This is a genomic window from Terriglobus saanensis SP1PR4, assembly GCF_000179915.2.
GTDB classification, from domain to species: domain Bacteria; phylum Acidobacteriota; class Terriglobia; order Terriglobales; family Acidobacteriaceae; genus Terriglobus; species Terriglobus saanensis.
The window spans coordinates 640,233-666,218 of record NC_014963.1; the positions used below are offsets into that span (position 1 = coordinate 640,233).

The window sequence follows — 25,986 nt, forward strand, 5'->3', positions numbered from 1 at the left end:
GTCGTGCCCCATTCTTTTGCAGCTTTATCGCGAAAGGGTGGGGTAAGGGCACCACGGATCTATAAGCAAGGATCCGGACCCAAAAGAACTAAGCCGGCAACGCCTCCAGCGCAGCCCTCGTCTTGTCGCAAAGCAACTGGGTCTCCGCCTGTTGCTTCTTCAACCCATCCACCACACTCTGCGGAGCCTTCGCCAGGAAGCCTTCATTGCCCAACTGCCGCGAAGCCGCTTCCAGGCCCTTTTCATACTTCACAAGGTCTTTCGTCAACCGTTCGCGCTCCGCCGCAACATCGATCTGCCGCTCATAGACCACAGCGACGTCGAAGTCCTTCGTAGAGCGAGCATTCGCACCTGACAGGGCTTCCGTGGCAAACTCCACATCGCTCACGCGCGCCAACCGCGCCAGCATATCGCGATTCGCATCGGCCAGCGCCAGCATGCGATTGTCGCCATGCAGCTGGATCGGTGCAGACTCCTTCTCCGGTACCGCCATCTCCTTCCGCACACCGCGCACCGTCACGATCAGGCTCTGCAGCGTCTCCATCGCGGCCACCGCGCTGTCGTCGGCAGGGAAGTCCTCAGCCTGCGGATAACGTGTCAGCGCAATGCTCTTTGCAGGAGCATCGCCTTCATACATGGCATGCCAGATCTCTTCCGTAAGGAAAGGCATGAAGGGCGAGAGAAGCCGCAGGGCAGACTCGAACACGCCGACGAGACCAGCCAGAGAAACCGCCGTCTCAGGATTCTGGATGCCGGGGACATACTCCAAACGAAGCTTCACCAGCTCCAAATACCAGTCGCAAAACTCGCCCCAGAAGAACTGATAGATCGCACTCGCCGCCTCATCGAAGCGATACTCGGTAAGCGCACGATCCACCTCGGCGCACACAGCGCGTACGCGCGCGAAGATCCATCGCGTCTCGATCGGCGTAAAGTCCGGCAGGGCCGTCACAATCGCGGCAGGTCCCATCTTCATGGTGTACCCAGCCTCGCGTGCTCGCTCGATCTGCATAAAGAGAAAGCGGGCGGCATTCCAGATCTTGTTCGCAAATGCGCGATTGCCTTCTGTGCGCGCTTCGCTGAAAGCAACATCCGTTCCCGGAGAAGCCTGCGAAGCCAGCGTGAATCGCACCGCATCGGTGCCATAACGCTGGATAATGTCGATCGGATCGATCACATTGCCCTTCGTCTTCGACATCTTCTGGCGGTCCGCATCGCGCACCAGCGCATGGATGTAAACCTCGCGGAAGGGCACGGCATCCTTCAACGTTCGCGCCAAGCCGTCGGGCATGGGAACGTCCAGCATGAAGTGCGTTCCCAGCATGATCATGCGCGCCACCCAGAAGAACAGGATGTCGAAGCCTGTGACGAGAAGGTCCGTCGGATAAAAGTCGTTCAGGTCCGCCGTCTGCTTCGGCCAGCCGAAGACGGTGAAGGGGAGCAGACCGGAAGAGAACCACGTATCCAGAACGTCCGTCTCCTGCGTCAGGTCCGCCGAAGAGCATGTTCCGCAGGCAGACGGGGCCTCGCGGGCCACCGTCATCGCGCCGCAGGCGCCGCAGTGCCACGCCGGAATCCGATGCCCCCACCACAACTGCCGCGAAATGCACCAGTCATGAATGTTCCGCATCCACTCGAAGTAGGTCTTGGCGTACATCGCAGGCGTGAAGGTGACATGGCCCTCTTCCACAGCCTGGATCGCCTTGTCTGCCAGCGGCTGAATCTTGATGAACCACTGCTTGGAAAGCCGCGGCTCGATGACTGCGCCCGTCCGCTGGCTCGTCGCCACGGACATCGGGTGGTCCTTGATCTCTACCAGGAAGTCCTCAGTCTCAAGATCGGCAACGATCTTCTCTCGCGCCACATAACGGTCGAGGCCGTTGTAACGCCACTGGGCCTTTATGCCACCGGGCGTAGGTTCTCCGTTCTGGAGAATAGCTTCGCCGTAAAGGCTGATCTGCGCCTTCTCGTCCATGATGATGAGCTTCGGCAGATTGTGCCGTTCGCCGATGGCGAAGTCATTCGGATCGTGTGCAGGCGTCACCTTGACCGCACCGGTACCGAACTCCGGATTCGCCCAGTCGTCGGCCACTACAGGAATCTCTCGTCCCACCAACGGCAGAAGCAACATCTTCCCGATTAGCGAAGCGTAGCGCTCGTCCGTGGGATTCACTGCAACGGCCACATCGCCTAGCATTGTCTCCGGACGAGTCGTTGCGATCACAATGGATCCTGAACCGTCCGCCAGCGGATAGCGCACGTGATACAGCTTGCCCGCGCGGTCCTCATGCACCACTTCCAGGTCGGAGACCGCCGTCTGCTGCACCGGGTCCCAGTTCACGATGTACGCACCGCGATAGATCAGACCCTGCTCATAGAGCTTGACGAAGCACTCCTTCACCGCGGCCGACAGGTTCTCGTCCATGGTGAAATACTCGCGGCTCCAGTCCACGCTCGCGCCCAGGCGTCGCATCTGGTCCGTGATCGCGCCGCCGTACTGCGCCTTCCACTCCCAGACGCGGCCGATAAACTCTTCGCGGGAGAAATCCTCGCGCTTCTTGCCTTCGCTCGCCAGCTGGCGCTCGACCATCATCTGCGTGGCAATGCCGGCATGATCGGTCCCAGGCACCCAGAGGGCACGCTCGCCGCGCATCCTGTGCCAGCGGGTCAGAATGTCCATCTCCGTCTGGTTCAGCATGTGGCCCATGTGCAGACGGCCCGTTACATTGGGCGGAGGCAACAACATGGTGAACTTTTTTGGATCTTCCTGCGTATCGGATTCCATGGAACCGGCAGGAACATCAAACAGGCGCTCGCGCACCCAGAACTCCGCCCATTTTTCTTCAATGGCGGAAGGGTCATATGCTTTGGGGAGGTCGTGTGGCATGGTTTGTGTGTGCGCGCCGCGCACCACACCCATTCGTTTTCACACACAGGCGCGCGCCGGAGCCGCAATCCTCACGATAGCATAGCAATCACCCGCAATTGACAGGAGTCACCATGCCGCTGCGCCGCCCTACCCTCATCCTCGCTCTCCTGCTCGCCGCCATCCCGGCCACCATGCACGCGCGCGACCGCGTAGGCGCCTTTACGACCTTCAAGATCGCCGCAGGCAACGACGCCAACGACGTGGTCTGCGCCTTTTGCACGATTACGATCGAGGGGCCAATCCACGGGGATCTTGTTACCGCCTTCTCCGACGTGACGGTCGCAGACAATACCGAAATTGGGAAAGATACCGTCACAGCTTTTACCGATCTGCACTTCGGTGAGAACGTGACCATTGGAAAAGACCTCGTCGCCTTCGGCAGCTTCGGCGACCTTCCCGCTTCCACTGTCGTCCACGGAGACCGTGTCGTGGTCCCGGCGTGGCTGGCCTTCCTTTTTGCTCTGATCCCCTTCGCCATCCCCGCAGGCATCATCTACCTGATCGTCCGCCTTGTTCGCGGGCGGCAAACCTACGCGTACGTCCCGCCCCCAGGCTATCCCCGCGTCTAATTCTATTTTTGTCATCCCGTAGCGAAGGGATCTGCTCTTCGGGCTTCCCCGAACAACCCACCACAAACCGTCATCTCGACCGGAGCGACGGTTTTATCGTCGCGTAGGGGAGAGATCTGCTTCTCTCCCCTACGCGACGCCAGTCAGCATTTACTTCGTAAACAACAGCGGCGCCAGCGTAATCAAATTCTCCCGCCACACCAGCCACGTGTGCATCCCGGGCGTCTCATTCACGCTGACCTCACCCTTCACATTCGTCTTCGCCCACGCCCCCAGAGCACGATTGTCGTTAATCAGGGTATCTTCCGTTCCACAGCTCATCCAGAAAAGCTTCAACGGAGCCTTGGACCTACCCGCATAAAACTTGTCGAAGTCTTTGGTGATCACAGCAGACGACATCGCCCCAACGTATCCGAAGACATCCGGATGATTCAGGCCCGTGAAAAGCGTGTGTCCGCCGCCCATCGAAAGCCCCGCGATTGCTCGATGCGCTGGATCGCGCGCAATGTTGTAGCGCGCCTCCACCATAGGCAGGATCTCGCCGATCAGTTGGTCGGCAAACATCTCCTGGTTCTTGATGGGCAAGGCATAGTCGCCGCTCCAGACGTTCCAGCCCTTGTAGATCATGTCCATCGTCCCGTAAGCCAAGGGCATTACGATCACCATGGGCTTCACCTTACCCTGCGCAATCAGGTTGTCCAGAATAAAGTTCGCCTGTCCCGAAGCCCACCAGCCCGACGAGTCGTCGGAGTAGCCGTGCAGGAGATAGAGGACCGGGTACTTGTCTTTCCGCTTCGCGTCGTAGCCCGGTGGCGTGTAAACCCAAAGGTCCCTGTCCGGCGTGGAACCGTCGTTGATCATCTTCGAGCGGTACAAATGATGTGCGACTTCACCGTGCGGAACGTCCGTCCGCTCCCAAAGCATCGCGGGCGATCCAGGCACAGGCGCCACGCTCGACGGGTTCTGCAGATTGGGCCGGACATTCGGGTCCATCGGGTCCATCAGCCGAACGCCGTTTACCACGATGCGGTAACCGTAGTTCTCCGGCGACAGCGGCTCCGTGGTGAAGGACCATATTCCGGCCTCGTCGCGCACCAGGGCGATCAGGTCTCTTCGTCCCTCCAGCTGCAACTGCACCGTCTTGGCGTTCGGGTCTTTATAGCGAAAAGTCACGGTCCGGTCCGAATGGACTTCGGGCGACTTCAGGGCCAGCGCCGCAGCGGGATCGATGGAAACGACACGCTTCGGAGCGCCAGGAGCGGGAGTCTGCGCCACGGCAGAACCAGCAAGCAATACACCGACAAAAAGAGAGGAAATAAACCGAGTCACCATGCGCGCCAGTCTACCAGCCGGAAACGCAGCCAGTCTTCCGCACAGCAAAAAGCCGGCTCCCAAAAGGGAACCGGCTTTTTGCTGACTCGCTAACCTGCTGACTCGTTTTTAGAAAGGGTTGATCTTGTTCAAGCCCTTCTTCTTCTTATGGGAGCTGCAGGAGGCTTCGCTCTTGTCGCAATCCACTTTGGCTTTGCCCTTGGCCGGAGCAGCCTGACCCACGGGAGTCTGTTGGCCCGCTACTTCGTTGATCTGATCGGGAGCAGCGGCTGGCTTTTCCGCAGCAGGCAGGGCCTCTGTATTGGCAGGTCCAACGGCGGTCAGGCCATTGGGCTGTTCGCTGGTCCTGGTTGCTCCGGGCGTCAGAATCTCGACGCCCACGCCGGTTCCAGAACCCGCCGATGTAGCCGCCGGTGCCGTCATGTCCACTGCAGCTCCCGTAGGGGCAGCGGCACCATCGGTTCCCTGTACATCGTTCAAGGCCAACGGCGCAGCGCTCGCGGGCGGGGCCGGTGCAGCGGAGTTGGTATCGTCCGCTGCAGGCGCCGGTGCAGCAGCGGTCGTCGTGGAGGCAACCGCTGCATTGGGATTCAGAGCACCGTTGAAGTCCGCCATAACCTGCCGTGTGACCGTAGGTGCCAGGGTCGGTTTCGGGTCGGCCAGCGCGGGCTCACCCAGTTTGGAGGCCTGCACGGTATCCGGTCCACGGAAGACGAGGAGCTTGACGCGGTCCTTCAGGCGGTAGCTCTGGCGGCTCGCTTCAAGCGCCTGGCTAGCTGCAACCTGATCGGCGGTTGGCGTAGGAATAGGACGGCCAATCGTCTCCAGACGGTCGCGCGCATCTTCTACGTGAGCGCTGGCAGAGTACTGCGTGACCACACGGCCATACGCTGCGGCTGCTTGGTCCTCGTAGATCTTTACCAGACGCGCCTTTGCGCCTTCAGGAAGCTTCATGACACGTACCATGCGCGCCTCTGCGGCAAAGGCATCGCCCAGGCCGATCAAAGCTTCGTCGGAGTGACTGAAGATGGGGTACGTATCCACAACCGTTTGGTAGCGCGCGATGGAAGCGGGCCAGTTTTCGCGACCTGCATAGAAGGCGGCGATGTTCGTCTCGCGCGTCGCCAGGACCTCCTGCACCTCACGCAGACGCTGCTTCGCGCCCGGGATCAGTGTGGAGTCCGGGAACTGCTGCAGCATCGTCCGATACTCTTCCTGCGCGTGAACAGCCTTGGTGTAGTCGCGGTCCGGCGTGTCCATCTGCTTGAAGTAAATATCGCCCACACGCATCTGTGCCTCTGCGGCTTCAGGAGCGTTCGGAAAGAACGTAATGAAATCCTTGTATTCGGTCTCCGCCTGCGCCAAAGCAGCCGTGCCGCCCTCGCGGTACCAGCTGTCGGCAAACGCCAGCTTGGCACGCATCATGTACTCGGAGTCAGGATAGGTCGCGAGCAGCGTCTGGAGCTCAAGACGAGCCACGTCATAACGTCCGCGCTTCGTGGAAGCCAGTGCCTTGTCATAAAGCTGCTTGTCCGGCTGGGTAGAGTCCAGACCGGCAAGCGGATTGTCTTTCGACAACCGGGTGGTCTGCTTCTGGCTCTTCTTGGTGTCCTTGGACGCAACGACCTTGTCTTCCTTGGACTTCCGCGTCCGGCCTCTCTTGTTCGGCGTATTGGCAACTGGCTCCGTGGGCGTTGCTGGAGCTTCTGTTGCGGCGGGTGCTGGAGGATTCGCGTCCTGGCCGGTCGGCGTGGCACCCGAAGCCGGTGCTGTGCTGGCGGGGGGAGTCGTAGGCTCCTGTGCATACAGCGTGCCTGCCACAAGACCGAGACCCAGGGTCAATCCCATCGCGCCGCGAATCAGGCCGCGCGCACTTCCAAAACGAAGATCTGAAATCATTAAAACTCCTCCGGACATGGCAGCCGCTGCTCGTGAAGGAGCGCGCCATCCGGTTTCTTTATTCTAAATCCCCGTGCAACCCCCGCCCGGCCATCGGGACATGGAATCTGTCTAAATTAGACCGTTCCTGCCCTTCAGTCGATAGCAAGCGCTTCGCCGGAAACCCGTTAGACTGCACCCGCCGCACGGGCCAGCCGCAGGAACTCACGCGCATTCTGCTCGGTCTTGTTCTCCTGAAAGATCGCCGAACCGGCCACCAGAAGCTCCGCCCCGGCTTCCACCACGCTCGCCACCGTACTGTCGGCTACGCCTCCGTCGACTTCGATACGGAAGTTCAAGCCCATCTTCTGCCGCAGATCGGCAAGATGGGCGACCTTCTCCACGCACCGTGGAATGAAGCTCTGCCCTCCGAAGCCGGGGTTAACCGTCATGACCAGAACATGATGCAGCAGCGGAAGGACCTCGACGATGGTCTCGACCGGAGTCGCAGGATTGATCACTACGCCTGCTTCCATGCCATGTTCGGTGATCAGCATGATCGTCCGGTGCAGATGCCGGCAAACTTCCTGCTGCACGCTCACCCAATTCGCACCCGCCGTGGCAAAGGCCGGAATGTACCGGTCAGGATCTTCGATCATCAGGTGGCAGTCCAGGGGAAGCGCAGTGATCTTGCGCACCGCAGCCACCACCGGAGGTCCAAAGGTAATATTCGGCACAAAGTGTCCGTCCATCACATCGATGTGGCAGACTGTTCCTCCGCCACGCTCCGCAAGGGCAATCTCATCCGCAAGATGCCCAAAATCCGCCGCCAATATAGAAAACGCCAGCTCAATCACAATGCCAAAAGTCTATCAGCCGCGCTCCGGAGCGACCTCCGCGACTTCGGTTGTCGCGGCAGGAATCGATTTCAGACCCACCTTCGCTGCCGCCCGCACCATCTTTCGCACGGGCCATGTGTCTCCTTCGGGAAAGCAAATAACGCCGATCCGCTTGGCCTCTGGCCGGTAATACCAGCGCTTCAGCATTGCCAGATGGTCCGCCATGGTTGCGACATCGTGCGGAGGCTGGCCGCCCTCCATCCGCGCAATCGCGCCGAGCAGCCGTTCCTCTGCACTCTCGCCCGTCGCGGCGGGACCTTCCAGCGGAACTGCTTCCAGCATGAGCGGCTGCGCAAATAAACTCGACCCGACCTCCGCCTGCTCCTTCGCCAACCGGACACCCAGCGTGGAAAAACGCTCCGGCCCATGCAGGCATCCGCCCTGCATCAACCACACCTGGACTACAGCCGCATCCTCCGCCGCAGGCAGAAAGACGACTCCCCGCAACTTATCCAGCGGACGAACAAGCTCCCCCGCCAGCGCAGCCGTCGCCTTTACCTCGACATAGCGCTCATGCGCCGCCGCAGCAGCTTCAAACTCCATATCCTCCGAAGCCTTCTCGCGTTCGGCGGCAATCTTCTCCAGCAGAGACTCGCCACGCGTCGCCAGAAAATCCAGAACGGCATCAGCCTCCGCGCGATACTCGTCATCCGTCACCCTCGCCTGGCACGGTGCCGAACACTTCTTCATCTCGCCATAGGCGCAGCCGGGATGCTCAGGGAAGGGAACCAGCTCCTCATGGCACCGCCGCAGGTGAAAGAGCTCATTCACGCCATCCACGTACCGCTCCGCCGAGGCGCGCGAAGCAAACGGCCCATAGCTCGTATGCAGAGTCCTTCGCCCTAAACGGCTGGTCACGTACATGCGCGGAAACCGGTTCTCCACGGTAAAGCGCACGACATACGGCGGATACAGCTTCAACCGCTTGCGCGTCTCATCCCGTCCAAAAGCCTCGCTCGAAGCACGATAGAGCAACAGAACCGACTCGAAATCCGACCCCGTCCGGCTCCACGCCACTCGTGCGATCCGGTCACGCAGATTAAGCCGCTTCGTCTGCCCTTCGCTTGGCTCCAGCAACCGCTGCAACCGCCGCCGGATGTTCCCGGACTTTGCCAGGTAAGGACGGTCGCCCTCGCCCGCACCATAGAGCGCAAAGACACCACACCCCGCAGGAGCCTCGCGCAGAACCTCTTCGGCACGCCCCGGCACAAACTCCATCACCCGCTCGAAGATCGCTGCCTCACCCACTCGCCGATTTTACTCGCCGGCTATCGTCATGCCTTCGATCCGAATCGTCGGCACTGCGGTCGCTCCACGCCATACGAGGTCGCTGCCAATGGCCACAATGTTGGAGTACATCTCCTTCAAATTTCCCGCGATCGTGATCTCCTCGACGGCGCCGGTAAACTCGCCATTCTCAATCCAAAGCCCCGAAGCGCCCTGCGAGTAATCGCCCGTTACCAGATTCACGCCAGAACCCAATGTCTCGTAGACGTAGAGGCCGTTCTGCACCTCGCCGACGATCTCTTCCAGCGTCTGCGTGCCCGGTTCAAGATAGAAGTTTCCCGCGCCGATCCCCGGAGCGCCGCCCAGGCCGCGCGTAGCGTTGCCGGTCGACTTCATCCCCAGCTTGCGCGCGGTGTAGGTGTTCATCACGTAGCTCTTGAGAATGCCCTTTTCCACGATCACCGTGCGCTGTCTCGGCAGGCCGTCGCCATCGAAAGGCAGAGTGCCAAACCCGGCAAGTCCGGGCTCCAGCATCATCGTTCCATCGTCCACGACCGTGATATTTTCGCCCGCGACGCGTTCGCCCAGTTTGCCATCGAAGAACGTAGCATGGCGATAGATCGCTTCACCGTTCGCGGCCTCGAAGATATTGCCAATCAGGCTGCGCGCAATCTCCGGTGGAAAGACCATCGAAGCGCGCTGCGTCTTAACCTTGCGTGCGCCGAGCCTTCGGACGGCACGTCGCGCGGCCTCTTTGCCCACGCTCTCCGGAGACTCCAACCGCGTCATCGTCCGCGCGCTGGAGTACCAGTAGTCCCGCTGCATGCCATTTGCATCCTGCGCAATCGGCATCGCCGAGACGCTGCAGTAGCTCTTTTTGTACTCGCCCGCAAAGCCGCGTGAGTTCGCCATCACCTTGCGCGACGTCGCCGCATCGAAGGTGCCGCCATCGGAGTTCTGAATGCGCACATCCGCGTTCATCGCAGCCTCTTCCGCGCGCCGCGCATACGCGATGCGTTCTTCGGCTGGAAGCGAATAGACATCCTCAAAGAAAAGCCCCATGCCTTCGGAGTTGCGCACCTCGGAGAACGCTCCCGCCTCCGGCAGACCCGCAAACGGATCTTCCCCCGTGATCTTCGAAAGCTCTACGGCACCTTTCACCAGGTGTGCGATGCCCTCATCGCTCAGGTCGCTCGTGGACGTGCTCGCTGTTCGTAGACCATTGAAAACACGAAGGCCGAGCCCGCGCGATCCACTTTCGACGAGCGTCTCCACCTGTCCAAGTCGAACCTTTACCTCGAACTCGTCGCCTTCGTACGCCACGGCCTCTGCATCGGTGGCACCGGCCTTAATTGCACGTTCCACCACGTCCGCTACAAGCTGCTTCAGATCTTTCTTCGTCTCAATCATCATCGTCCCGTTCCACCTACCGTCATCCGGTCGAGCTTGATCGTCGGCATGCCTACGCCCACCGGCACACCCTGGCCCTTTTTGCCACACGTCCCAATGCCTTCATCCAGCGCCAGATCATGCCCCACCATGCTCACGTGGTTCAGCGCCGTCGGGCCATCGCCGACGAGCATCGCGCCCTTCACCGGTGCGGTGATCTTGCCGTCTTCGATCAGGTAAGCCTCGCTCGCCGCGAAGACGAACTTGCCATTGGTAATATCCACGGACCCACCGGAGAAGTTCACGGCATACAGGCCCTTCTTCACGCTGCGGAGAATGTCCGCAGGCTCATCTTCCCCTGCGAGCATGTACGTATTCGTCATCCGAGGCATAGGGAAGTGCTGATAACTTTCGCGGCGTCCACTGCCCGTTCCCGGCAGACCCATCAGCTTGGCGGAGAGCTTGTCGCTCATATAGCGCCGCAGAACGCCCTTCTCGATCAAGACCGTGTCCTTCGTCGGCGCGCCTTCGTCGTCCACGTTGATCGATCCGCGGCGTCCGGCGATGGTGCCGTTGTCCACCACGGTCACCTTCTCGTTCGCGACCTTCTGTCCCAGCAAGCCCGCAAACGCGCTCTGCTTCTTGCGATTGAAGTCGGCTTCCAGACCATGTCCCACGGCTTCGTGAATCAGCACGCCCGGCCATCCCGGACCGAGGACGACTTCCATCTCGCCTGCAGGCGCTTCGGTGGCCGTCAGTTGCAGGATCGCCTGCCGCGCGGCTTCCGCCGCAAAGAACTCCGGGGTCTTCTGCTCGTTGTAATAAGAGATCTGCACACGTCCACCGCCACCGCTCGTGCCACGCGCCGAGCCGGAGTCGTCCTTCGCCAGCACGCCAACATTCAAACGGCTCAACGGCTGCACGTCGCTGGCATAGGTTCCATCGCTGGCGACGATGAGGATCCGTCGCACCTCGTCGCTGAAACTCGCACGCACCTGGGTCACACGCGAATCGTAGGCGCGCGCCGTGCGGTCGGCACGCTGCACCAGATCCAGCTTCTGCGCGATCTCTGTATCTAATCCCGTTATGGGATAGAGGGCATGTACCTCGGTCTCAACGAATCCCTGCACCTGCACCTTGGAAGGGCCGCTTGCAATGAGGGCCGCTGTCTTCGCTGCATGCAATAGCTTCGCTTCGGTCAGGTCGTCAGTATAGGAAAAGCCCGTCCGCTCGCCGCTCAGGACGCGAATGCCACACCCGACACTCATTCCCTGGCTGGCGGATTTAACGATCCCCTCGTCCACGCCGATAGAGGTTGACGTAACGCTCTCAAAATAAAGCTCTGCAAAATCTCCGCCCGCGCTCAGTGCCGCCTGGAGACATCGCTCCAGCAAACCGTTTGTTACACCCATTCGTTCGCGAAAGTACTCGGTCTTCGATACCGTCATTGTTGCCATCTCTCAATTCTACGCACGTGAAAGCCGCGGCCTCGACGTGTGCTACCTTCATTCCCATGAACCCGCCGCAGACCGTTCCTCCCATCGATCCCCGGTACCCCATCGGTCGCTTTCCGCGCACTGAGATGATTACGCTGCACATGCGCGAGGCTGCGGTCGCCCGTCTGGCCGAACTTCCAGAAGAACTCTTTCATGTGGTCGACGGTCTTTCCGACGCGCAACTCTCCACGCCCTACCGCGAAGGCGGCTGGACCGTTCGCCAACTCGTGCACCATGTTGCCGATTCGCATGCGAACGCCTACCTTCGCATCCGCCTCGCGCTCACCGAAGATGCGCCCACCATCTGTACTTACGATGAAAAGGCGTGGGCCGAACTGCACGACTCCATCGCGCCCGTGGCATGGTCCATCCAGTGGCTGGAGGCGCTTCACGCGCGTCTTGTGATGCTTCTGCAATCGCTCGATGCGCAGCAGTGGAAACGCGTCTTCATCCACCCGGAAAAGGGACCGGTGACGGTGGAGATGGCGGCGCTGGAATACGCCTGGCACTCGCGCCACCACGTCGCCCACATCGCCCACCTGCGCGCGGTCAAAGGCTGGTAAAACAAGTCGATGTCTTCGGTTGGGTCAGAGCAAACACCAGAGCAGATCGGCACCGCACTCGAAGAGTTCCTCGTCAGCCACCCGCGTACGCTCGTCTATGAAGACGGCGCACTCCTCTTCGACCTGCAGGAGGCGAAGTACAGCCTCTCCACGGAACACGGTCGCTGCACGCTGCATCTCTGGTCGGAAGAAAAGAACCTCGTTCGCCGCGTCGTCTCCTCTCGCGCTCGCAAAAGTTCACTCGCGCTAGCGACGATGCGCTTCGGCCAGACGAAGCCGAAGCTCCTGGAACTTGTCTCCGACCCTGACCGCCGCACACCCTCCACACGCGAAGCTACGCGCACGCGTTTCCTTCCCAAAGTGGAACGTGTCCTCAAGGCCGAGTTCCCACATTGGGCCATCGATGCCTTTCATACCGCGATGGATCTGGAAAAGTCTTTTGGCCCGGCCTATGCGCGCGGCACCATGCACCAGGGGCAGCAGGCGTGGGCCGTGATTGCGGTCAATGGCGACGAGACGCCCGCCACCATCGACGGCATACTCACTCTCGGCATCCTCTGGCTGCAGCACTGCCGCGAGAACGCCGGTGGCCGCCGCCTCTACCAGGGGCTCCGTATCATTGTTCCACGTGGAACGTCAACGCTGACCCTCCAGCGTTTGCAATGGCTTAGAACCGATGCGGCGCAATGGCAGCTCTACGAGTTCGACGAGCCAAACAACACCCTCACCGAACGCGACCCGTACGACATCGGCAACCTCATCACACGCCTGCCGAATGCACCGGATACCGCAGCGGCCAGCGACCGTTTCGCCGAAGCACTCGCGAAGGTCTTTGCGCTCATCCCGCTGGCGTTCCACAAAGACGTAGACCAGCAGCTACGTTCCTCAACCCACCTGGCGCTTTCGCTGCACGGCTTGGAATTCGCACGCCTTCGCCTTACCATTTCGGCCAACTCCTTCAATCGCGAAGTGGAAATCAGCTTCGGCGCAGGGCCGAATGAGACACCCCTCGCGCTCGTGACCGAGGAGCATCTGCGCCACCTTGTGGAACGTCTCTTCGCCCGTCGCATCGCTTCAGGCGCGCAAAAAGACCCGCTCTACCGCAGCCAGCCCGAGCGATGGCTGGAGTCCAGCCTCCGCCGCAATATCGCGCCACTTACCGCAGGAGCAAACTCTCTCACGCAGTTCAACGCGGATCATGTCTACGCGCAGGTTCCCGCCTTCGCCGCCTCCGACCGAGGCATGATCGACCTGCTCACCGTTACCCACGCAGGCCGCCTCGCCGTTCTGGAGCTCAAGGCAAACGAAGACATGCACTTCGCCCTGCAGGCCCTCGATTACTGGATCCGCGTCCGCTGGCACCACACCCAGACCTCCGACCCTGCCACTGGCCTCGGAGCCTTCCAGGCCCACGGCTTCTTCACCACGCTGCGCCTCTCGGCAGAGCCACCTCTGCTCTACCTCGTAGCCCCATCGCTCCGCATTCACCCGGTTACGGAAGTCGTTCTTCGCTACCTGAAACCTGAAGTGGAGTGGACCATTCTAGGACTTAGCGAACACTGGCGTCGCGAGATGAAAGTGATCTTTCGGAAACGCTCACGCGGGCAAAAGATCTAATCGCAGCCCTGACCCATCGCTTCAAGCGACAGTTCGTCCTCACCGGCTTCCGCGAAAGTGCCTTCCAACTTGCCTTCGAAGAAGCGTTCGACGGCGTCCATCACTTCGCTGCCGCGCTTGGCATCGAAGATCGCTCGCCGCAGCGCTGCTCCACCGACTACGCCATGCGTGAACCAGCTTGCGAATTGCTTCATCTTGCCGATGGCATCGCGGCGTGAGCTTTCGCGGTCCTTCTTTTGCCGCTTTTCAAAGTCCGTTTCGGCGGGTCCGGTGATCTCAGGATGCTCCTGCTCCATCTCGGCCAGCAGCATCTCGAAGTAGCCGCGGATCATGCGGTAGCGGTCCATCTCGGTGGGGCGGTCGTAGTTGCCCGTCGCCGTGAACTGTGCGATCTGACGGAAGATCCATGGATTCGCGGGAGCCGCGCGACCGATCATCACGGCATCGCAGCCTGTTTTTTCGACCATCGCGGCAGCGTCTTCTGGTGTCCGCACATCGCCATTGCCAATCACCGGAATCGAGACCGCGTCCTTCACGGCAGCAATCCACTCCCACCGCGCCTCACCGCTGTATCCATCCTCGCGTGTGCGGGCGTGCAGGGCCACGGCGTTCAGGCCGCTTTCCTGCGCCATTTTGGCGAGTTCCACGCAGACGATCTGCTTGTCGTTCCATCCCATCCGGAACTTCACGGTGAAGGGGATCGTGACCGACGCGCGTACTTTTTCGAAGATGTTCTGGATCAGCGGCAGGTCGCGCAGCAGGCCGCTGCCGCCATTCGAACTGACGACGCGCTTTGCGGGGCAGCCGAGGTTGAGATCCACCATATCGAAGCCTGCGTCCTGCACGATGCGCGCGCTTTCAGCCAACGTCTCCGGGTTTGAGCCAAAGAGCTGCGCAGAAATCGGGTGCTCGTCCTCGTAGTACGTCAGGTAGCGTTTGCGCTTGGTCTCGCGCATCCGCGCCAGGCCGTCGGCGCTGGTGAACTCCGTCACAATCAGGCCGCAACCGCTCTGCTGGTTGGAGACTTCGGTCTCCACATCAGAAGGAGCGGCAGTAGAAGCCGCCGTAAACATGCTCGCGTTGCGAATAAACCGCCGAAAGACGGTGTCGGTCACGCCGGCCATGGGGGCGAGCACCGTCGCCGGCGCGATGCGCACGTTGCCGATGGTGAACTCCGCGCCTACGCGTGTCTCCGCGGGCATCGGCCGTTCCAGCGTGTTCTCCCAGCCCTTCTTCATGACGATCTCTTTTCGCAAACGCGTTGTCTTTCATAAACCAGAAAGGCCCCCGCCAAAGCGGAGGCCTTCCTATTCAGCTTCGTTGCTTACTGTGCTGCTGCTTCGGTCTTCGCGTCGTCAGACTTGGCATACTTGCGGCGGAAGCGCTCGATACGTCCAGCAGTATCGATCATTTTCTGCTTGCCGGTGAAGAACGGGTGGCAGGCGTTGCAGATTTCGAGAACGATGTCGCCCTTGTGGGTCGAACGCGTCTCAAATTTGTTACCGCACGCGCAGCGAACTTCTGTCACGTGGTAATCGGGATGAATTGCTTCTTTAGGCACGATGAAACCTTCTTTCAAGAAAGTGCGGACGTTATCGGCGTACGGTCTGCTTGCAACGGTTCAGATTCACGTCACATCAGATTCCTGTCGCACCGCCGAATCCCTCAACTGAAGAGAGAAGCCGCTTTTCCAAGTATACCGCCGTTTTCAACACGCAGCAACGTGCCCCACCACCCCGCATGTGAGCGATACTGGGAACCGATGCCAGAACTTATTCCACCGGTCTGCCCGCTCTGCCAGGGCACCCTCTTTCGCTTCATCGAGCGGCCCAACGGCGATCGCTTCGCCCAGCCGTGCAGCTGCCGCGTCGCCCACCGCAACGCGCGCACGCTCCTGCAGGCCCGTATACCGCGTCGGTACGAGCACTGCACGCTTGAGAGTTTTGAGACGAAGTTCGGCTCAGCCACGCCCTCGCTCTCGCATGCGCATATTGCAGCAAAGAAGTTCGTTCAGGCCTATCCTCTTGAAACCAATGGCACAGGTCTGCTTCTAACCGGAAATATAGGCGTAGGGAAGACCCACCTTGCCGTCGGGATCCTGCAGGCGCTCATCGAACGTGGTGCCCAGGGGCTCTTCTACGACTACCGCGAGCTCCTGAAGCAGGTACAGCACTCCTACAACCCCTCCGTGGCAGCCACCGAACTTGGCATCCTGGAGCCCATTTTCAACGCGGAGGTCCTCGTCCTCGATGAGATCGGGGCGTCGAAACCCACGGACTGGGTCTGGGACACCGTCGCGCACATCCTCAATACGCGCTACAACGATCAGCGCACCACCATCATCACGACCAACTACGCCAACCTGCCTCCGCTTGGCGTGGATATCCCTGGAGCCACCACGATCAACGACCGCAAGGGCCATCGCGAAGACACCCTCGGCGACCGCATTGGCGAACGCATGCGTTCGCGTTTGCAGGAGATGTGTGTCGTCCTCGAGATGCGCGGAGAAGACTTCCGCCAGCGCGTCAAACGCGCTACCTTCGCCTAAAACGAAACGCCCTCCGTCAGGAGGGCGTTTGCGATATCCATCAAAAGTCTACAGAGGGAAGTTCTTCAACCACTCGCGGAACGGTGGTCCCAGGTCATCGCGCTTCAGTGCGAATTCGACGGTGGCCTTCAGGAAGCCCAGCTTGTCGCCTGCATCGTGACGCTTGCCTTCGTAAGTAAAGCCGTAGACCTTCTCGTACTGGAGAAGAGCCTTGATGCCGTCCGTTAGTTGCAGCTCGCCGCCAGCGCCGGGCTTCAGTGCTTCCAGCATCTCGAAGATGCGCGGCGTCAAAATGTAACGGCCAATGATCGCGTTCTGGCTTGGTGCCTCGCTTGCCTTCGGCTTTTCCACCATGTCGCGCACGGCAAGGAGTCTGGGGTTGTTCGGGTCCTGCGTGCAGTCCAGACAACCGTAGTTGCTGATCGCTGCGCCCTCTACGACCTCGCTGCCAAGGATCGAAGCGCCGGTGTCGTAGAAAGCTTCCACCATCTGCTTCATGCAGGGCGTCTTCGCATCCACGATGTCATCCGGCAGAATGACCGCGAACGGCTCATTGCCCACGAGCTCTTTCGCCATCAGCACGGCGTGTCCCAGGCCAAGCGCCTCGGGTTGCCGTGTGTACGTGATCTTTGCCAGTTTCGAAACGGAACGCGCAATCTGCAGCAGGGCGGTCTTTCCGCGTGCTTCCAGGCTTGCTTCCAGTTCGGCAGACTTGTCGAAATGATCCTCCATCGTCGTCTTGCCGCGACCGGTGATGATGATGATCTCCGTGCAGCCTGCGGCCACGGCCTCTTCGACGCCATATTGAATCAGTGGCTTATCGACAAGAGGAAGCATCTCCTTCGGAGTCGCTTTTGTTGCGGGCAAAAAACGTGTGCCCATACCTGCAGCTGGAAAAACGGCCTTGCGAATCTTCATCTGGCTCATAACGTGGTCAGAGTTCCTTTACGGGCAAATGGTTTGCCGGAATGTGCTCATCCTAGCAAAGCGCTAGGAAAGGTCTCTACAACTTTTGTAATTCGGTTCGTAGCCACTGAGCCTACAGCACGGGCGAATCGTCGTTCAGCATGGCTTTGCGAATCACTTTGATGGGTGCAAATCCCTGCCGCATTAAATCATCGTGAAATCCTTGCAGGGTGAACGCCGTACCGCGCTTCTTCTTCACATCCTCGCGCAGTTTCAGGATCTGCAGTTTGCCCAGGGTGTAGTAAAGATAAGTCGCATCGGACGTTCCGCGCTTCGTCTCCATCTTCGCAATCGAAGGCGACTGATACCCCTCCTTCACGAAGAAAGCCTCTGCTTCCTCTGTCGTCATTCCCGCCGTGTGCATCTTGATGCCGACAACAAACCGTGCATTGCGCAGGAGAGCATCCTGCAGCTGTCCGAGTCGGATCAGCTTTGCTTCGCGCTCGTCCTTCGCTCCAAAGCCCGGTTGACCGTATCCCTCGTCCAACATCATCTGCTCGCAGTAGTGCGCCCAGCCTTCGATATTGCTGTTCGCACCCACCAGTTTGCGAATCTTGGAGGGGAACTGGTTCTGCCATAGGAACTGCGTGTAGTGACCGGGATATGCTTCGTGAACGCTTGTCGACACAATCGTTCCCACGTTGAATGCCGCCATATGCTCCGCGACACGTTCTTTGCTCCATCCAGGTTCGGGCAGGGTCACGTTGAAGAAGGCCGTCGTCGAATGAGTTTCAAACGGTCCCGGCGGGTCCATGCTTGCCTGTGTGGTCGCGCGCATGAACGGTGGCGTCTCTTCGAGCACCGGCCTTACATCGCTCGGAAGCGTGATGATCTTATGCGCCTTGATAAAGGCAATCTGCCCATTGAAGCTATCGCGAAAGGCGTCCAGCAGCTTGTCCGGCGCGGGATGAATCGTCGCCAACTCGGCCAGCACATCCAGCGGAGATTTGTTCGGATCCACCTCATGCGCGATCCGCGCAAACTCCGCCTGGTTTACACGCATGTTCGCCGTATCAATCTCAATCAGGCGATCCAGCGGTGTATCTACCATCTCGTCATACTGCAGCTTCTTGCGATAGGTGTCCGCGCCGAAGCGAAAATCACCGTTCGAGCGCGGCAGCAGGTCCGACTTCATCCATGCGCCGTAGCTCTTCAGCGCTTCAATCACGGCGGAATTGCTCTTGGCAAAGTCTGCCTTCGTCTGTGCATCGGTCGCATCTTTGAAGGCAGTAGGCACATCGTTCTGGAAGAAACTCACCAGTCCGTCGATCTGCTCCAGAGCTATCTCCGTGTAGATCTTTGGCGGATTCTTCAGATTCTTGCGTGCTTCCACAAAGACCTGCGGCATCAGCTTTTCGCGCTCTACCGCAGCGCGCAGGCGCGTATTTACCGGAGCATAGTTGCGGCTCATGATGACGAAGACTGAACCCGTAATCCCGCTCGAGTAGTTGTCCGGATTCTTCTCCCACATCCGGATCGTCTCCAGCGAAAGGAGCTGCGAGCGAATGCTGTTCAGAAGAATCTCGCGGTCCGCGGCGACATCGCGATCCAGACCTTCGGCTGGAATAGACTCGAACTTCTTCTCCCACTCGTGCAGCTTCACTACCTGTTTTTGCACGGCGGCGGCGGAATAGTCCTCAAGCATGGTGTCGTACTCATGCAGGCCGACGGAGGTTCCATAGCTCGGTTGCGCGTGGAACAACTCATCGAAGTACTGCTCGCTCCAGACGCTGAAGGTCTGTGCCGCTCCGTCAATGTTTACGCGCTGTGCCGATGCCGTCATGACTACCCCACTCAACAAAACTGCTCCAAGAAAAAACTTCATCGCGTCCTCACCTCGACTGATGCACAAATTGTAAGGGTTACTGGTGCAAAACTGGTGGCCGAACTGTGATCTCATCCAGCAGCGCACGCGCCTCGGAGATCACCTCTTCCGCCTTCGAAGAGGAGAGGGGCCAACGCAAGACACCCTGTGGCGTGAACTGCGCTCCACGCTTTGCCGAGCGCGAGACCAGCTTCATCATCGCGCCCGGATCGATGGGCGCTTTCTGATCGAAACGTACCATCAGCATCTCGCGCATGACCTTCTGCTTGTTCTCTTCGATCTGGATACGCTTGCGATCCAGTTGTGCAACACACAACCGTTCGCATTCCATGCGCAGTTCGGCGGCCGCCAGCAGATGCGTTACCGTCTCCGGCAAAAGTCCATAGCGGTCGATCATCTCTGCGCGCACGTCGGCCAGTACGCCGGAGTCCTGCGCCCCTGCGATGCGTTTGTACATCCGCAACCGCTGGTTTTCTTCCGCGATGTAATCCGCATCGATGCGCAGAGAAATGCCGAGGTTGAGCTGGACGGCAACGCGCTCTTCCGCGCTCTCGCCCTTCATCTTGGCCACGGCCTCCTGCAGCATCGTCGTGTACATCTCAAAACCAATCGCTTCGATATGTCCGCTCTGCTCGCCGCCGAGCATGTTTCCGGCGCCACGTAATTCCAGATCCAGCGCGGCGATCTTGAAGCCTGCACCGAGGTCGGAGAACTCTTTCAGAGCAGCCAGACGCCGTCGCGCTACTTCTGTCAGTTCGTTGTCCGGAGGGATGAGCAGATACGCATACGCTCGCCGGTTCGCGCGTCCCACACGTCCGCGCAACTGGTATAGCTCGCTCAAACCATGCCTGTCGGCGCGGTTGATGATGATCGTGTTGGCACGCGGAATATCCAGGCCGTTTTCGATGATGCTCGTCGCACAGAGCACGTCGAACTCGTAGTTCATGAACGCGAGCATCGCTTTCTCCAACTCGCCTTCACCCATCTGTCCATGCGCTGTGATCACGCGCGCATGCGGCACGAGTTCGCGAATCTGCGACGCGAGATCGTAGATCGTTTCCACGCGATTGTGGACGAAGTAGATCTGCCCGCTACGTTCCAGCTCCATCTCAATCGCTGTGCGCACCAGCTTTTCGTCGAACTTCGCAACGATGGTCTGGATCGCCATGCGGTCTTTCGGAGGCGTCTCAATCACGCTCATATCACGCAGGCCGAGCAGCGACATATGCAGCGTTCGAGGAATCGGCGTGGCGCTCATGGCCAGTACATCGATGGCTGCGCGCATTTGCTTCAATCGTTCTTTGTGCCGCACGCCGAAGCGTTGCTCTTCATCGACCACGAGCAGACCGAGATCCTGAAATGCAATGTCCTTCGAGAGCAGGCGGTGCGTGCCGATCAGGATGTCCACCTTACCGTCGGCGACATCTTCCAGGATTTTCTTCTGTTCCTTTGCCGTGCGGAAGCGCGAGATCATCTCCACGTTTACAGGGAAGCGCGCGAAACGCTTCTTGAATGACTGATAGTGCTGAAAGCTCAGCACGGTGGTGGGTGTCAGTACCGCGACCTGCTTTGAATCCTGTACTGCCTTGAACGCGGCGCGCATGGCTACTTCGGTCTTGCCGTAGCCGACATCGCCGCAGAGCAGGCGATCCATCGGCTGCGTGCTCTCCATATCGCGCTTGATGTCCGCGATGGCGGAGAGTTGATCGTCCGTCTCGTTGAAGTCAAAGGCATCCTCGAACTCGCGCTGCAGGTTGTTGTCCGGCGCAAAGACAAAGCCCTCTGCTGACTGCCGCTGCGCGTACAGCTTCAGCAGTTCGGCGGTCATGTCCTGCATGGCCTTCTTGACGCGGGCCTTCGTCTTCGCCCACGCCGCGCCGCCCATCTTGTTCAGCTCCGGAGCGGGACCCGTGTCGGCGGTCCTGTACTTCTGAATCAGGTCCAGTCGCGTCAGGGGAACGTACAGCTTCGCCTGCTCGGCAAACTCCAGGATCATTAACTCAAGCGGCATGCCCTCCTGGTCGATGGTGCGCAGACCCATGTACTTCGCAATGCCGTGCTCCACGTGCACTACGTAGTCGCCTACGGTGAGATCGCGGAAGTCCGAGATGAACGCCGCTGTCTTTGATTTCCTCTGCACCGGACGCGCCGTGACATCGGCATCGTCGTTCAGGTCCTGCGCGCCAAAGATCACGAGCATCCGCGCCGTGGCCTTGTCGAGATCGAGCACCTGCACGCCATTCGCAATCGCCGTCTTCACGATCACCGGCGTCCGCAGATCGCCCGCCAGGTAACTCGATTCGTCATAGACCGTCGCGCTTCCGCTCGACGTCTGTACGCGGCTGCCGATGCGATACGGCACCTGGTACTCCTGCAGCAGCGTTGCCAGACGCTCTACTTCACCTTGATTTGGCGCGGCGATCAGCACACGCGCGTCCTGCAGCGTAAGAGACTTTAGCTGTTCCACCATCGCCGGAATCGATCCGCGGAAGCGCGGAGTCGGGCGTGTTGCAAACTCGATCTCTGTCAGCGCGGAGTTGTCGACGTCCAGCACATCCACCGCGCCAAGCTGGTCGAGATCGCAGCCCGGCAGGACACGCAGGCGGTCTTCCAGGTCCCACGGCGAGATGTAAATATCTTCCGGCACGACCAGCGTGCCAATCGCGCTGCGCTCGTGCCTCTGTTCGATCTTGTTCCACCAGCGCTCGCCCTGGTTTTTCACCATCGCAGGCTCTTCCACGAAGACGCGCGTGTACGGCCCCATCAGCTCGAAGATCGTCGAAGTAGCCCCCGCTACCGGAGCAAAGAACTCCCATCCCGGAAAGATCGTCGCCTGTCCCACGCGAGACTGAAGTTCCGCTGGTTCTTCGCCGCCTTCGATCATCGCTCCTGCAGCGCCGCCGCGCACCAAGCGCGTGTGCACGGCATTCAACAGCTTTTCCGTAATCGGCGTCTCTGTCAGCGGAAGCAGAATGGCTTCATCCACAGGCGTGCTCGACCGCTGCGTGTCGGGATCGAACTTCCGCATGCTCTCGATCTCATCGCCGAAGAAGTCGATGCGCACCGGTCTGTCCATCTCCGGCGAATACACATCCACGATTCCGCCGCGCAACGTCACCTGTCCCGGCATCTCCACGACATCTACGCGCGTGTAGCCGACTTTCAGCAGATGCGCCAGGATCATCTCCGTGTCGTACTCTTCGCCGCGCTTCAGCTCCAGCGCCAATCCGGCGTAAAAATCCTTGGAAAATAGCCGCATGCAGGCGGACTCCAGGGGCGCAATGACCACCTTGGCCTGCCCGGTCGCGATCTTCCAGAGGGTCGAGGCGCGCGCCTCTTGGATCTCGGCGTGCGGGGAGAGGTTCTCAAAGGGAAGCACATCGTGCGCGGGGAGCCGCAGAACTTCCTCGCAGGCCAGCACGCCCGTAAGCTCGCAGGTCCCCAGCAGGGCCTGATGCAGCGCCTCCGCGGCCTTGTTGTCGCTCACCAGGATCAGGGCGGGGGCATTCCCGGCCTTTACCATGTAGGGCAGATAGAGCGCCCGTGCCGTAAATGTGAGGCCAGACACACGTCTCCGCCCCGATCCGCCGCTCAAGTGCCGCCGTAAACGCTCAAATATCTCGGAATGTTCCAGCTCCGCGACCATCTCGCGGACAAAGGGGAGGATCATGCAGTTTCAAGTTTAGCAGCGCATTGCTTGCTAAAATCGAGATCTATGCCCGCCATCGCAGGTCTCTCGCCCGAAATTCTCTCCAAGTATCAGCCCGTCATCGGTCTTGAAGTCCACGTGCAGCTTCTGACCAGAACCAAGGCCTTCTGTGGCTGCGTGAATCTCTATGGTGGAGAACCCAATACGCACACCTGCCCCACCTGCCTCGGCCTGCCCGGAGCGCTGCCTGTGCTCAATCGCCAAGCCGTGGAGTTTGCTGTGCTCGCCTCCACCGCGCTCAACTGCACCGTCAATGAGAACTCGGTCTTCGCGCGCAAGAATTATTTTTACCCGGACTCTCCCAAGGGCTACCAGATCTCGCAGTTCGACAAACCCATTGCGGAAAACGGCTGGCTCGATGTCTCTGACGGCAAGGGCGGCTTGAAGCGCATCGGCATCACGCGCCTGCACATGGAAGAAGACGCGGGGAAGAGCATCCACGACGGCTTCGCCGACTCTGCGACGAACACCTACATCGACCTGAACCGCTGCGGCACGCCGCTTGTGGAGATCGTCTCCGAGCCGGATATCCGTTCCGCCGACGAGGCTTTTGAATACCTCACCAAGCTGAAGGAGATTCTGCTCTATACCGGCGTCTCCGATTGCAATATGGAGGAAGGTTCCCTCCGCTGCGATGCGAACGTCTCCGTCATGCTCAAGGGCGCGGCTGAGTACGGTACCAAGGCCGAAGTGAAGAACGTCAACAGCTTTCGCTACATCCGCGACGCCATCAACTACGAGATCGAGCGCCAGATCGAAGTGGTGGAGTCCGGAGCGAACGTCAAGCAGGAGTCGCGCCTCTACAACTCCGGCGAGGGCCGCACCTACTCCATGCGCTCCAAAGAAGAGGCGCACGACTACCGTTACTTTCCGGAGCCCGACCTCCCGCACCTCGTCGTCGACGACGCCTGGAAGGCCGAGATTCTGAAGGCACTTCCCGAGATGCCAGAAGCCAAGCGAGCGCGCCTCGTTGCGACCTACGAGATCTCTGTCCAGGATGCCGCAACCCTGGCCTCTTCGCAGACCTTCGCTAACCAGTTTGAGGAAGCCGCCAAGGCAGCGAAGAGCCCGAAGCGCGTCGCCAATCTCATCCTCGGCGAACTCCTCGGACGTCTCAACGCCGCTGGATTGGAACTCGAGACCTCCCCTGTCACCCTTAAGGGAATCGTGCAGGCCGCGGATCTTCTTGAGGAGGGCAAGCTTTCGTCCAAACAACTCAAGCAGCTCTTCGACATCTCCTTCGAGAAGAGCGAAGACTTCGGCGTTGTCTACGACCGCGAAAAACCGGAACAGATCTCCGATACGGGCGCGATCGAAACCATGATCGACGAGGTCATTGCGGCCAATCCGAAGCAGCTCGAACAGTACAAGGGCGGCAAGAAGACCGTCTCCGCCTTCTTTGTCGGGCAGGTCATGCGCCTCTCCAAGGGGCAGGCAAATCCTGCCATGCTCAACGATCTTGTGGTGAAGAAGCTCGACGCGGCATAAACTCGTAGCCAATGCTGCGTCGACCTCTGCTCCGCCTCCTGCCGCTTGCCGCTCTCCTCGGCTGCAGCGTCTCGCCTAAGCCACCGTTAGAGCAAATCGCCGCGGACCAAAAGGTTATGCCGCCCAACACTGTCGATTTTTCGCAGATGATGCGCGAACTCTCCGCGCAACCCGGGTTTACGGAGAAGCTGCTCGCGCAGATCAACCACGGCGAAAAGGCCGGTGCCTATCTCACGCCCAGGCTCTTTGATGAGTTTCGCAAACTCATCCTTGGCAGCGACTGGAGCGGCCTGGACCGCTTTCCCGGATGGAATATCCGCCGCATCACGCGCACCGTCGATCTCGGAAGCCATCTTGCGAAGGGCTCGCAGGCCAGCCCGGATCTCGGCGTAAACGTCGGACCTTATACCCTCAACGCTGCGCACACGGAATCTCTGGACACGCCCTCGACGCTTGGCGGCTTTCAGGCCGACCAGAGCTCGCTCGGCGCAGACGTCTCGCACGGAGACGGTCCTGACCCGCGCCTTGCACCGATGCACTCCGAGAGCGCGCGCCTCGCGCAGGTCTTCAACCGCCTCTCGCTGAACAGCGCCCCCAACAGTGCACCCAAGCCGGTTTTCACCGCAAAGATCGGCGATCAGAACGCCACATCGCCGGAACAGCTCGTGGCCGCGCTCACGGCCACCGGCCACACCGTCACCGTGGCGGACGCGCGCTACTTCGCCAACTTTGGCCACTTCCATTACAAGGGCCGCGACGTCGAAATGCCCTTCTGGCTCGATACGCAGCTGCTTATCCCGACAGACCACTGGTGGCAGCGTTCGCGCCATCTCCTCGTTCCCGTCGCGCACGCGGAGTACGAATGGATCATCAGCGGGCCGAGGATCAACGCTGACGTCACTTTCTACTTCGGCATCGATGGCCGCGCGGAGTTCCGCACGAATGACGAACAGAATCAGCCTTGGGTCATGGGACGCCACGAGCACGAGTATCACGGCGACCAGGCCGTCGAGGTCACACGTCTCACCGGAAAATACGTCCGCGCCTACGCTGCCCTTCACGCCGCGCATCCGGAGCTGCCCTTCGGCGGTTACTACACGCTCGGCGTATGCCAGGACGTCATCGGCTCCATTGAACTTCGCATGACGGGCAAGACAACGCTCTTCCCCAACACCGCACAAACAGAATACTTCCACGATCAGCCCGATGCGGAGATCACCGCCTTGATGGACGCCATCCCGAAAGATACCGAAGGTCCTGCACCCACGCCGGACCGCATCTTTGGTTCACTTCCCACGGAGGATTACTCAGCCCTGACTGTTCCCGGTCTGCGCGAAGATGTACTCCGAACGCATGCCGCGTGGGAGCAGGGAACTCTGCGCTCCGCATGGCCTGTGCGCCGGCGTCTTCTATCGCTTGTCGGTCTTGTGCTTGCTACCGGTGTGGTCGCATGGGTGGCACGTCGCCGTAGCAGCAAGGTTGTCTGAAAAGGATCACTCGTGTGTACGCGGAAGCAGTGGATCGCATCTCATGGCAGGTAGTCATCTCTCC

General features: G+C 60.1%; 18 protein-coding genes. 6 read left to right on the forward strand and 12 right to left on the reverse strand.

Annotation, left to right across the window (positions count from 1 at the left end):
- Positions 1-88: 88 nt before the first annotated feature.
- Positions 89-2,887 carry a valine--tRNA ligase gene (locus tag ACIPR4_RS02605; protein WP_013567094.1) on the reverse strand — a complete coding sequence of 933 codons (2,799 nt, stop codon included), beginning with the start codon at positions 2,885-2,887 and terminating at the stop codon, positions 89-91.
- A gap of 113 nt (positions 2,888-3,000) precedes the next feature.
- Between ACIPR4_RS02605 and ACIPR4_RS02610 the strand changes: the two genes are divergently transcribed.
- Entirely contained in the window at positions 3,001-3,498 is a 498-nt protein-coding gene (locus tag ACIPR4_RS02610) for a hypothetical protein (protein ID WP_013567095.1), read from the forward strand.
- A gap of 150 nt (positions 3,499-3,648) precedes the next feature.
- Here the strand turns inward: ACIPR4_RS02610 and ACIPR4_RS02615 are convergent, their stop codons facing one another.
- From ACIPR4_RS02615 to tldD, 6 genes are all read right to left on the reverse strand, one after another.
- Entirely contained in the window at positions 3,649-4,830 is a 1,182-nt protein-coding gene (locus tag ACIPR4_RS02615; RefSeq protein WP_013567096.1) for an alpha/beta hydrolase, read from the reverse strand.
- Positions 4,831-4,938: 108 nt separating this feature from the next.
- Positions 4,939-6,729, reverse strand: coding sequence for an outer membrane protein assembly factor BamD (locus ACIPR4_RS02620; RefSeq protein WP_013567097.1), 1,791 nt, complete (start codon positions 6,727-6,729; stop codon positions 4,939-4,941).
- Between the two features lie 167 nt (positions 6,730-6,896).
- Positions 6,897-7,565 (reverse strand): ribulose-phosphate 3-epimerase, encoded by a 669-nt coding sequence (gene rpe, locus ACIPR4_RS02625; protein WP_013567098.1) that lies wholly within the window; start codon positions 7,563-7,565, stop codon positions 6,897-6,899.
- A gap of 15 nt (positions 7,566-7,580) precedes the next feature.
- Positions 7,581-8,855, reverse strand: coding sequence for an excinuclease ABC subunit C (locus ACIPR4_RS02630; RefSeq protein WP_144312289.1), 1,275 nt, complete (start codon positions 8,853-8,855; stop codon positions 7,581-7,583).
- Positions 8,856-8,864: 9 nt separating this feature from the next.
- Positions 8,865-10,247 (reverse strand): TldD/PmbA family protein, encoded by a 1,383-nt coding sequence (locus ACIPR4_RS02635; RefSeq protein WP_013567100.1) that lies wholly within the window; start codon positions 10,245-10,247, stop codon positions 8,865-8,867.
- Positions 10,244-11,671 carry a metalloprotease TldD gene (gene tldD / locus ACIPR4_RS02640; protein ID WP_013567101.1) on the reverse strand — a complete coding sequence of 476 codons (1,428 nt, stop codon included), beginning with the start codon at positions 11,669-11,671 and terminating at the stop codon, positions 10,244-10,246. Before tldD ends, ACIPR4_RS02635 begins: the two co-directional genes overlap by 4 nt.
- Before the next feature lie 2 nt (positions 11,672-11,673).
- Between tldD and ACIPR4_RS02645 the strand changes: the two genes are divergently transcribed.
- Positions 11,674-12,282: a YfiT family bacillithiol transferase gene (locus ACIPR4_RS02645; protein WP_245536435.1), complete on the forward strand. Its 609-nt coding sequence runs from the start codon at positions 11,674-11,676 to the stop codon at positions 12,280-12,282.
- 9 nt (positions 12,283-12,291) lie between these two features.
- Positions 12,292-13,899 carry a hypothetical protein gene (locus ACIPR4_RS02650; protein ID WP_013567103.1) on the forward strand — a complete coding sequence of 536 codons (1,608 nt, stop codon included), beginning with the start codon at positions 12,292-12,294 and terminating at the stop codon, positions 13,897-13,899.
- On the opposite strand, the gene dusB is transcribed toward ACIPR4_RS02650, so the two are convergent.
- Both dusB and rpmE read right to left on the reverse strand, forming a co-directional pair.
- Entirely contained in the window at positions 13,896-15,137 is a 1,242-nt protein-coding gene (dusB, locus tag ACIPR4_RS02655) for a tRNA dihydrouridine synthase DusB (protein ID WP_013567104.1), read from the reverse strand. The two genes, ACIPR4_RS02650 and dusB, sit on opposite strands and share 4 nt — an antisense overlap.
- A gap of 86 nt (positions 15,138-15,223) precedes the next feature.
- Complete coding sequence (gene rpmE, locus ACIPR4_RS02660; RefSeq protein ID WP_013567105.1) at positions 15,224-15,460, reverse strand: 50S ribosomal protein L31; 237 nt, start codon at positions 15,458-15,460, stop codon at positions 15,224-15,226.
- A gap of 201 nt (positions 15,461-15,661) precedes the next feature.
- On the opposite strand from rpmE, the gene ACIPR4_RS02665 reads away from it, so the two are divergent.
- Positions 15,662-16,447, forward strand: coding sequence for an ATP-binding protein (locus tag ACIPR4_RS02665; protein ID WP_013567106.1), 786 nt, complete (start codon positions 15,662-15,664; stop codon positions 16,445-16,447).
- Between the two features lie 48 nt (positions 16,448-16,495).
- Here ACIPR4_RS02665 and galU read toward each other — a convergent pair whose 3' ends face one another.
- From galU to mfd, 3 genes are all read right to left on the reverse strand, one after another.
- Positions 16,496-17,374 (reverse strand): UTP--glucose-1-phosphate uridylyltransferase GalU, encoded by an 879-nt coding sequence (gene galU / locus ACIPR4_RS02670; RefSeq protein WP_013567107.1) that lies wholly within the window; start codon positions 17,372-17,374, stop codon positions 16,496-16,498.
- Between the two features lie 112 nt (positions 17,375-17,486).
- Positions 17,487-19,238 carry a DUF885 domain-containing protein gene (locus ACIPR4_RS02675; RefSeq protein ID WP_013567108.1) on the reverse strand — a complete coding sequence of 584 codons (1,752 nt, stop codon included), beginning with the start codon at positions 19,236-19,238 and terminating at the stop codon, positions 17,487-17,489.
- Between the two features lie 37 nt (positions 19,239-19,275).
- Positions 19,276-22,908: a transcription-repair coupling factor gene (gene mfd / locus ACIPR4_RS02680; RefSeq protein WP_013567109.1), complete on the reverse strand. Its 3,633-nt coding sequence runs from the start codon at positions 22,906-22,908 to the stop codon at positions 19,276-19,278.
- Between the two features lie 45 nt (positions 22,909-22,953).
- Between mfd and gatB the strand changes: the two genes are divergently transcribed.
- A complete protein-coding gene (gene gatB, locus ACIPR4_RS02685) occupies positions 22,954-24,435 on the forward strand; it encodes an Asp-tRNA(Asn)/Glu-tRNA(Gln) amidotransferase subunit GatB (RefSeq protein WP_013567110.1) in 1,482 nt (493 codons plus the stop codon).
- An 11-nt stretch (positions 24,436-24,446) separates the two neighbouring features.
- The gene (locus ACIPR4_RS02690) at positions 24,447-25,922 is read left to right on the forward strand and encodes a hypothetical protein (protein WP_013567111.1); all 1,476 of its coding nucleotides are present in this window, start codon (positions 24,447-24,449) and stop codon (positions 25,920-25,922) included.
- Positions 25,923-25,986 lie beyond the last annotated feature (64 nt).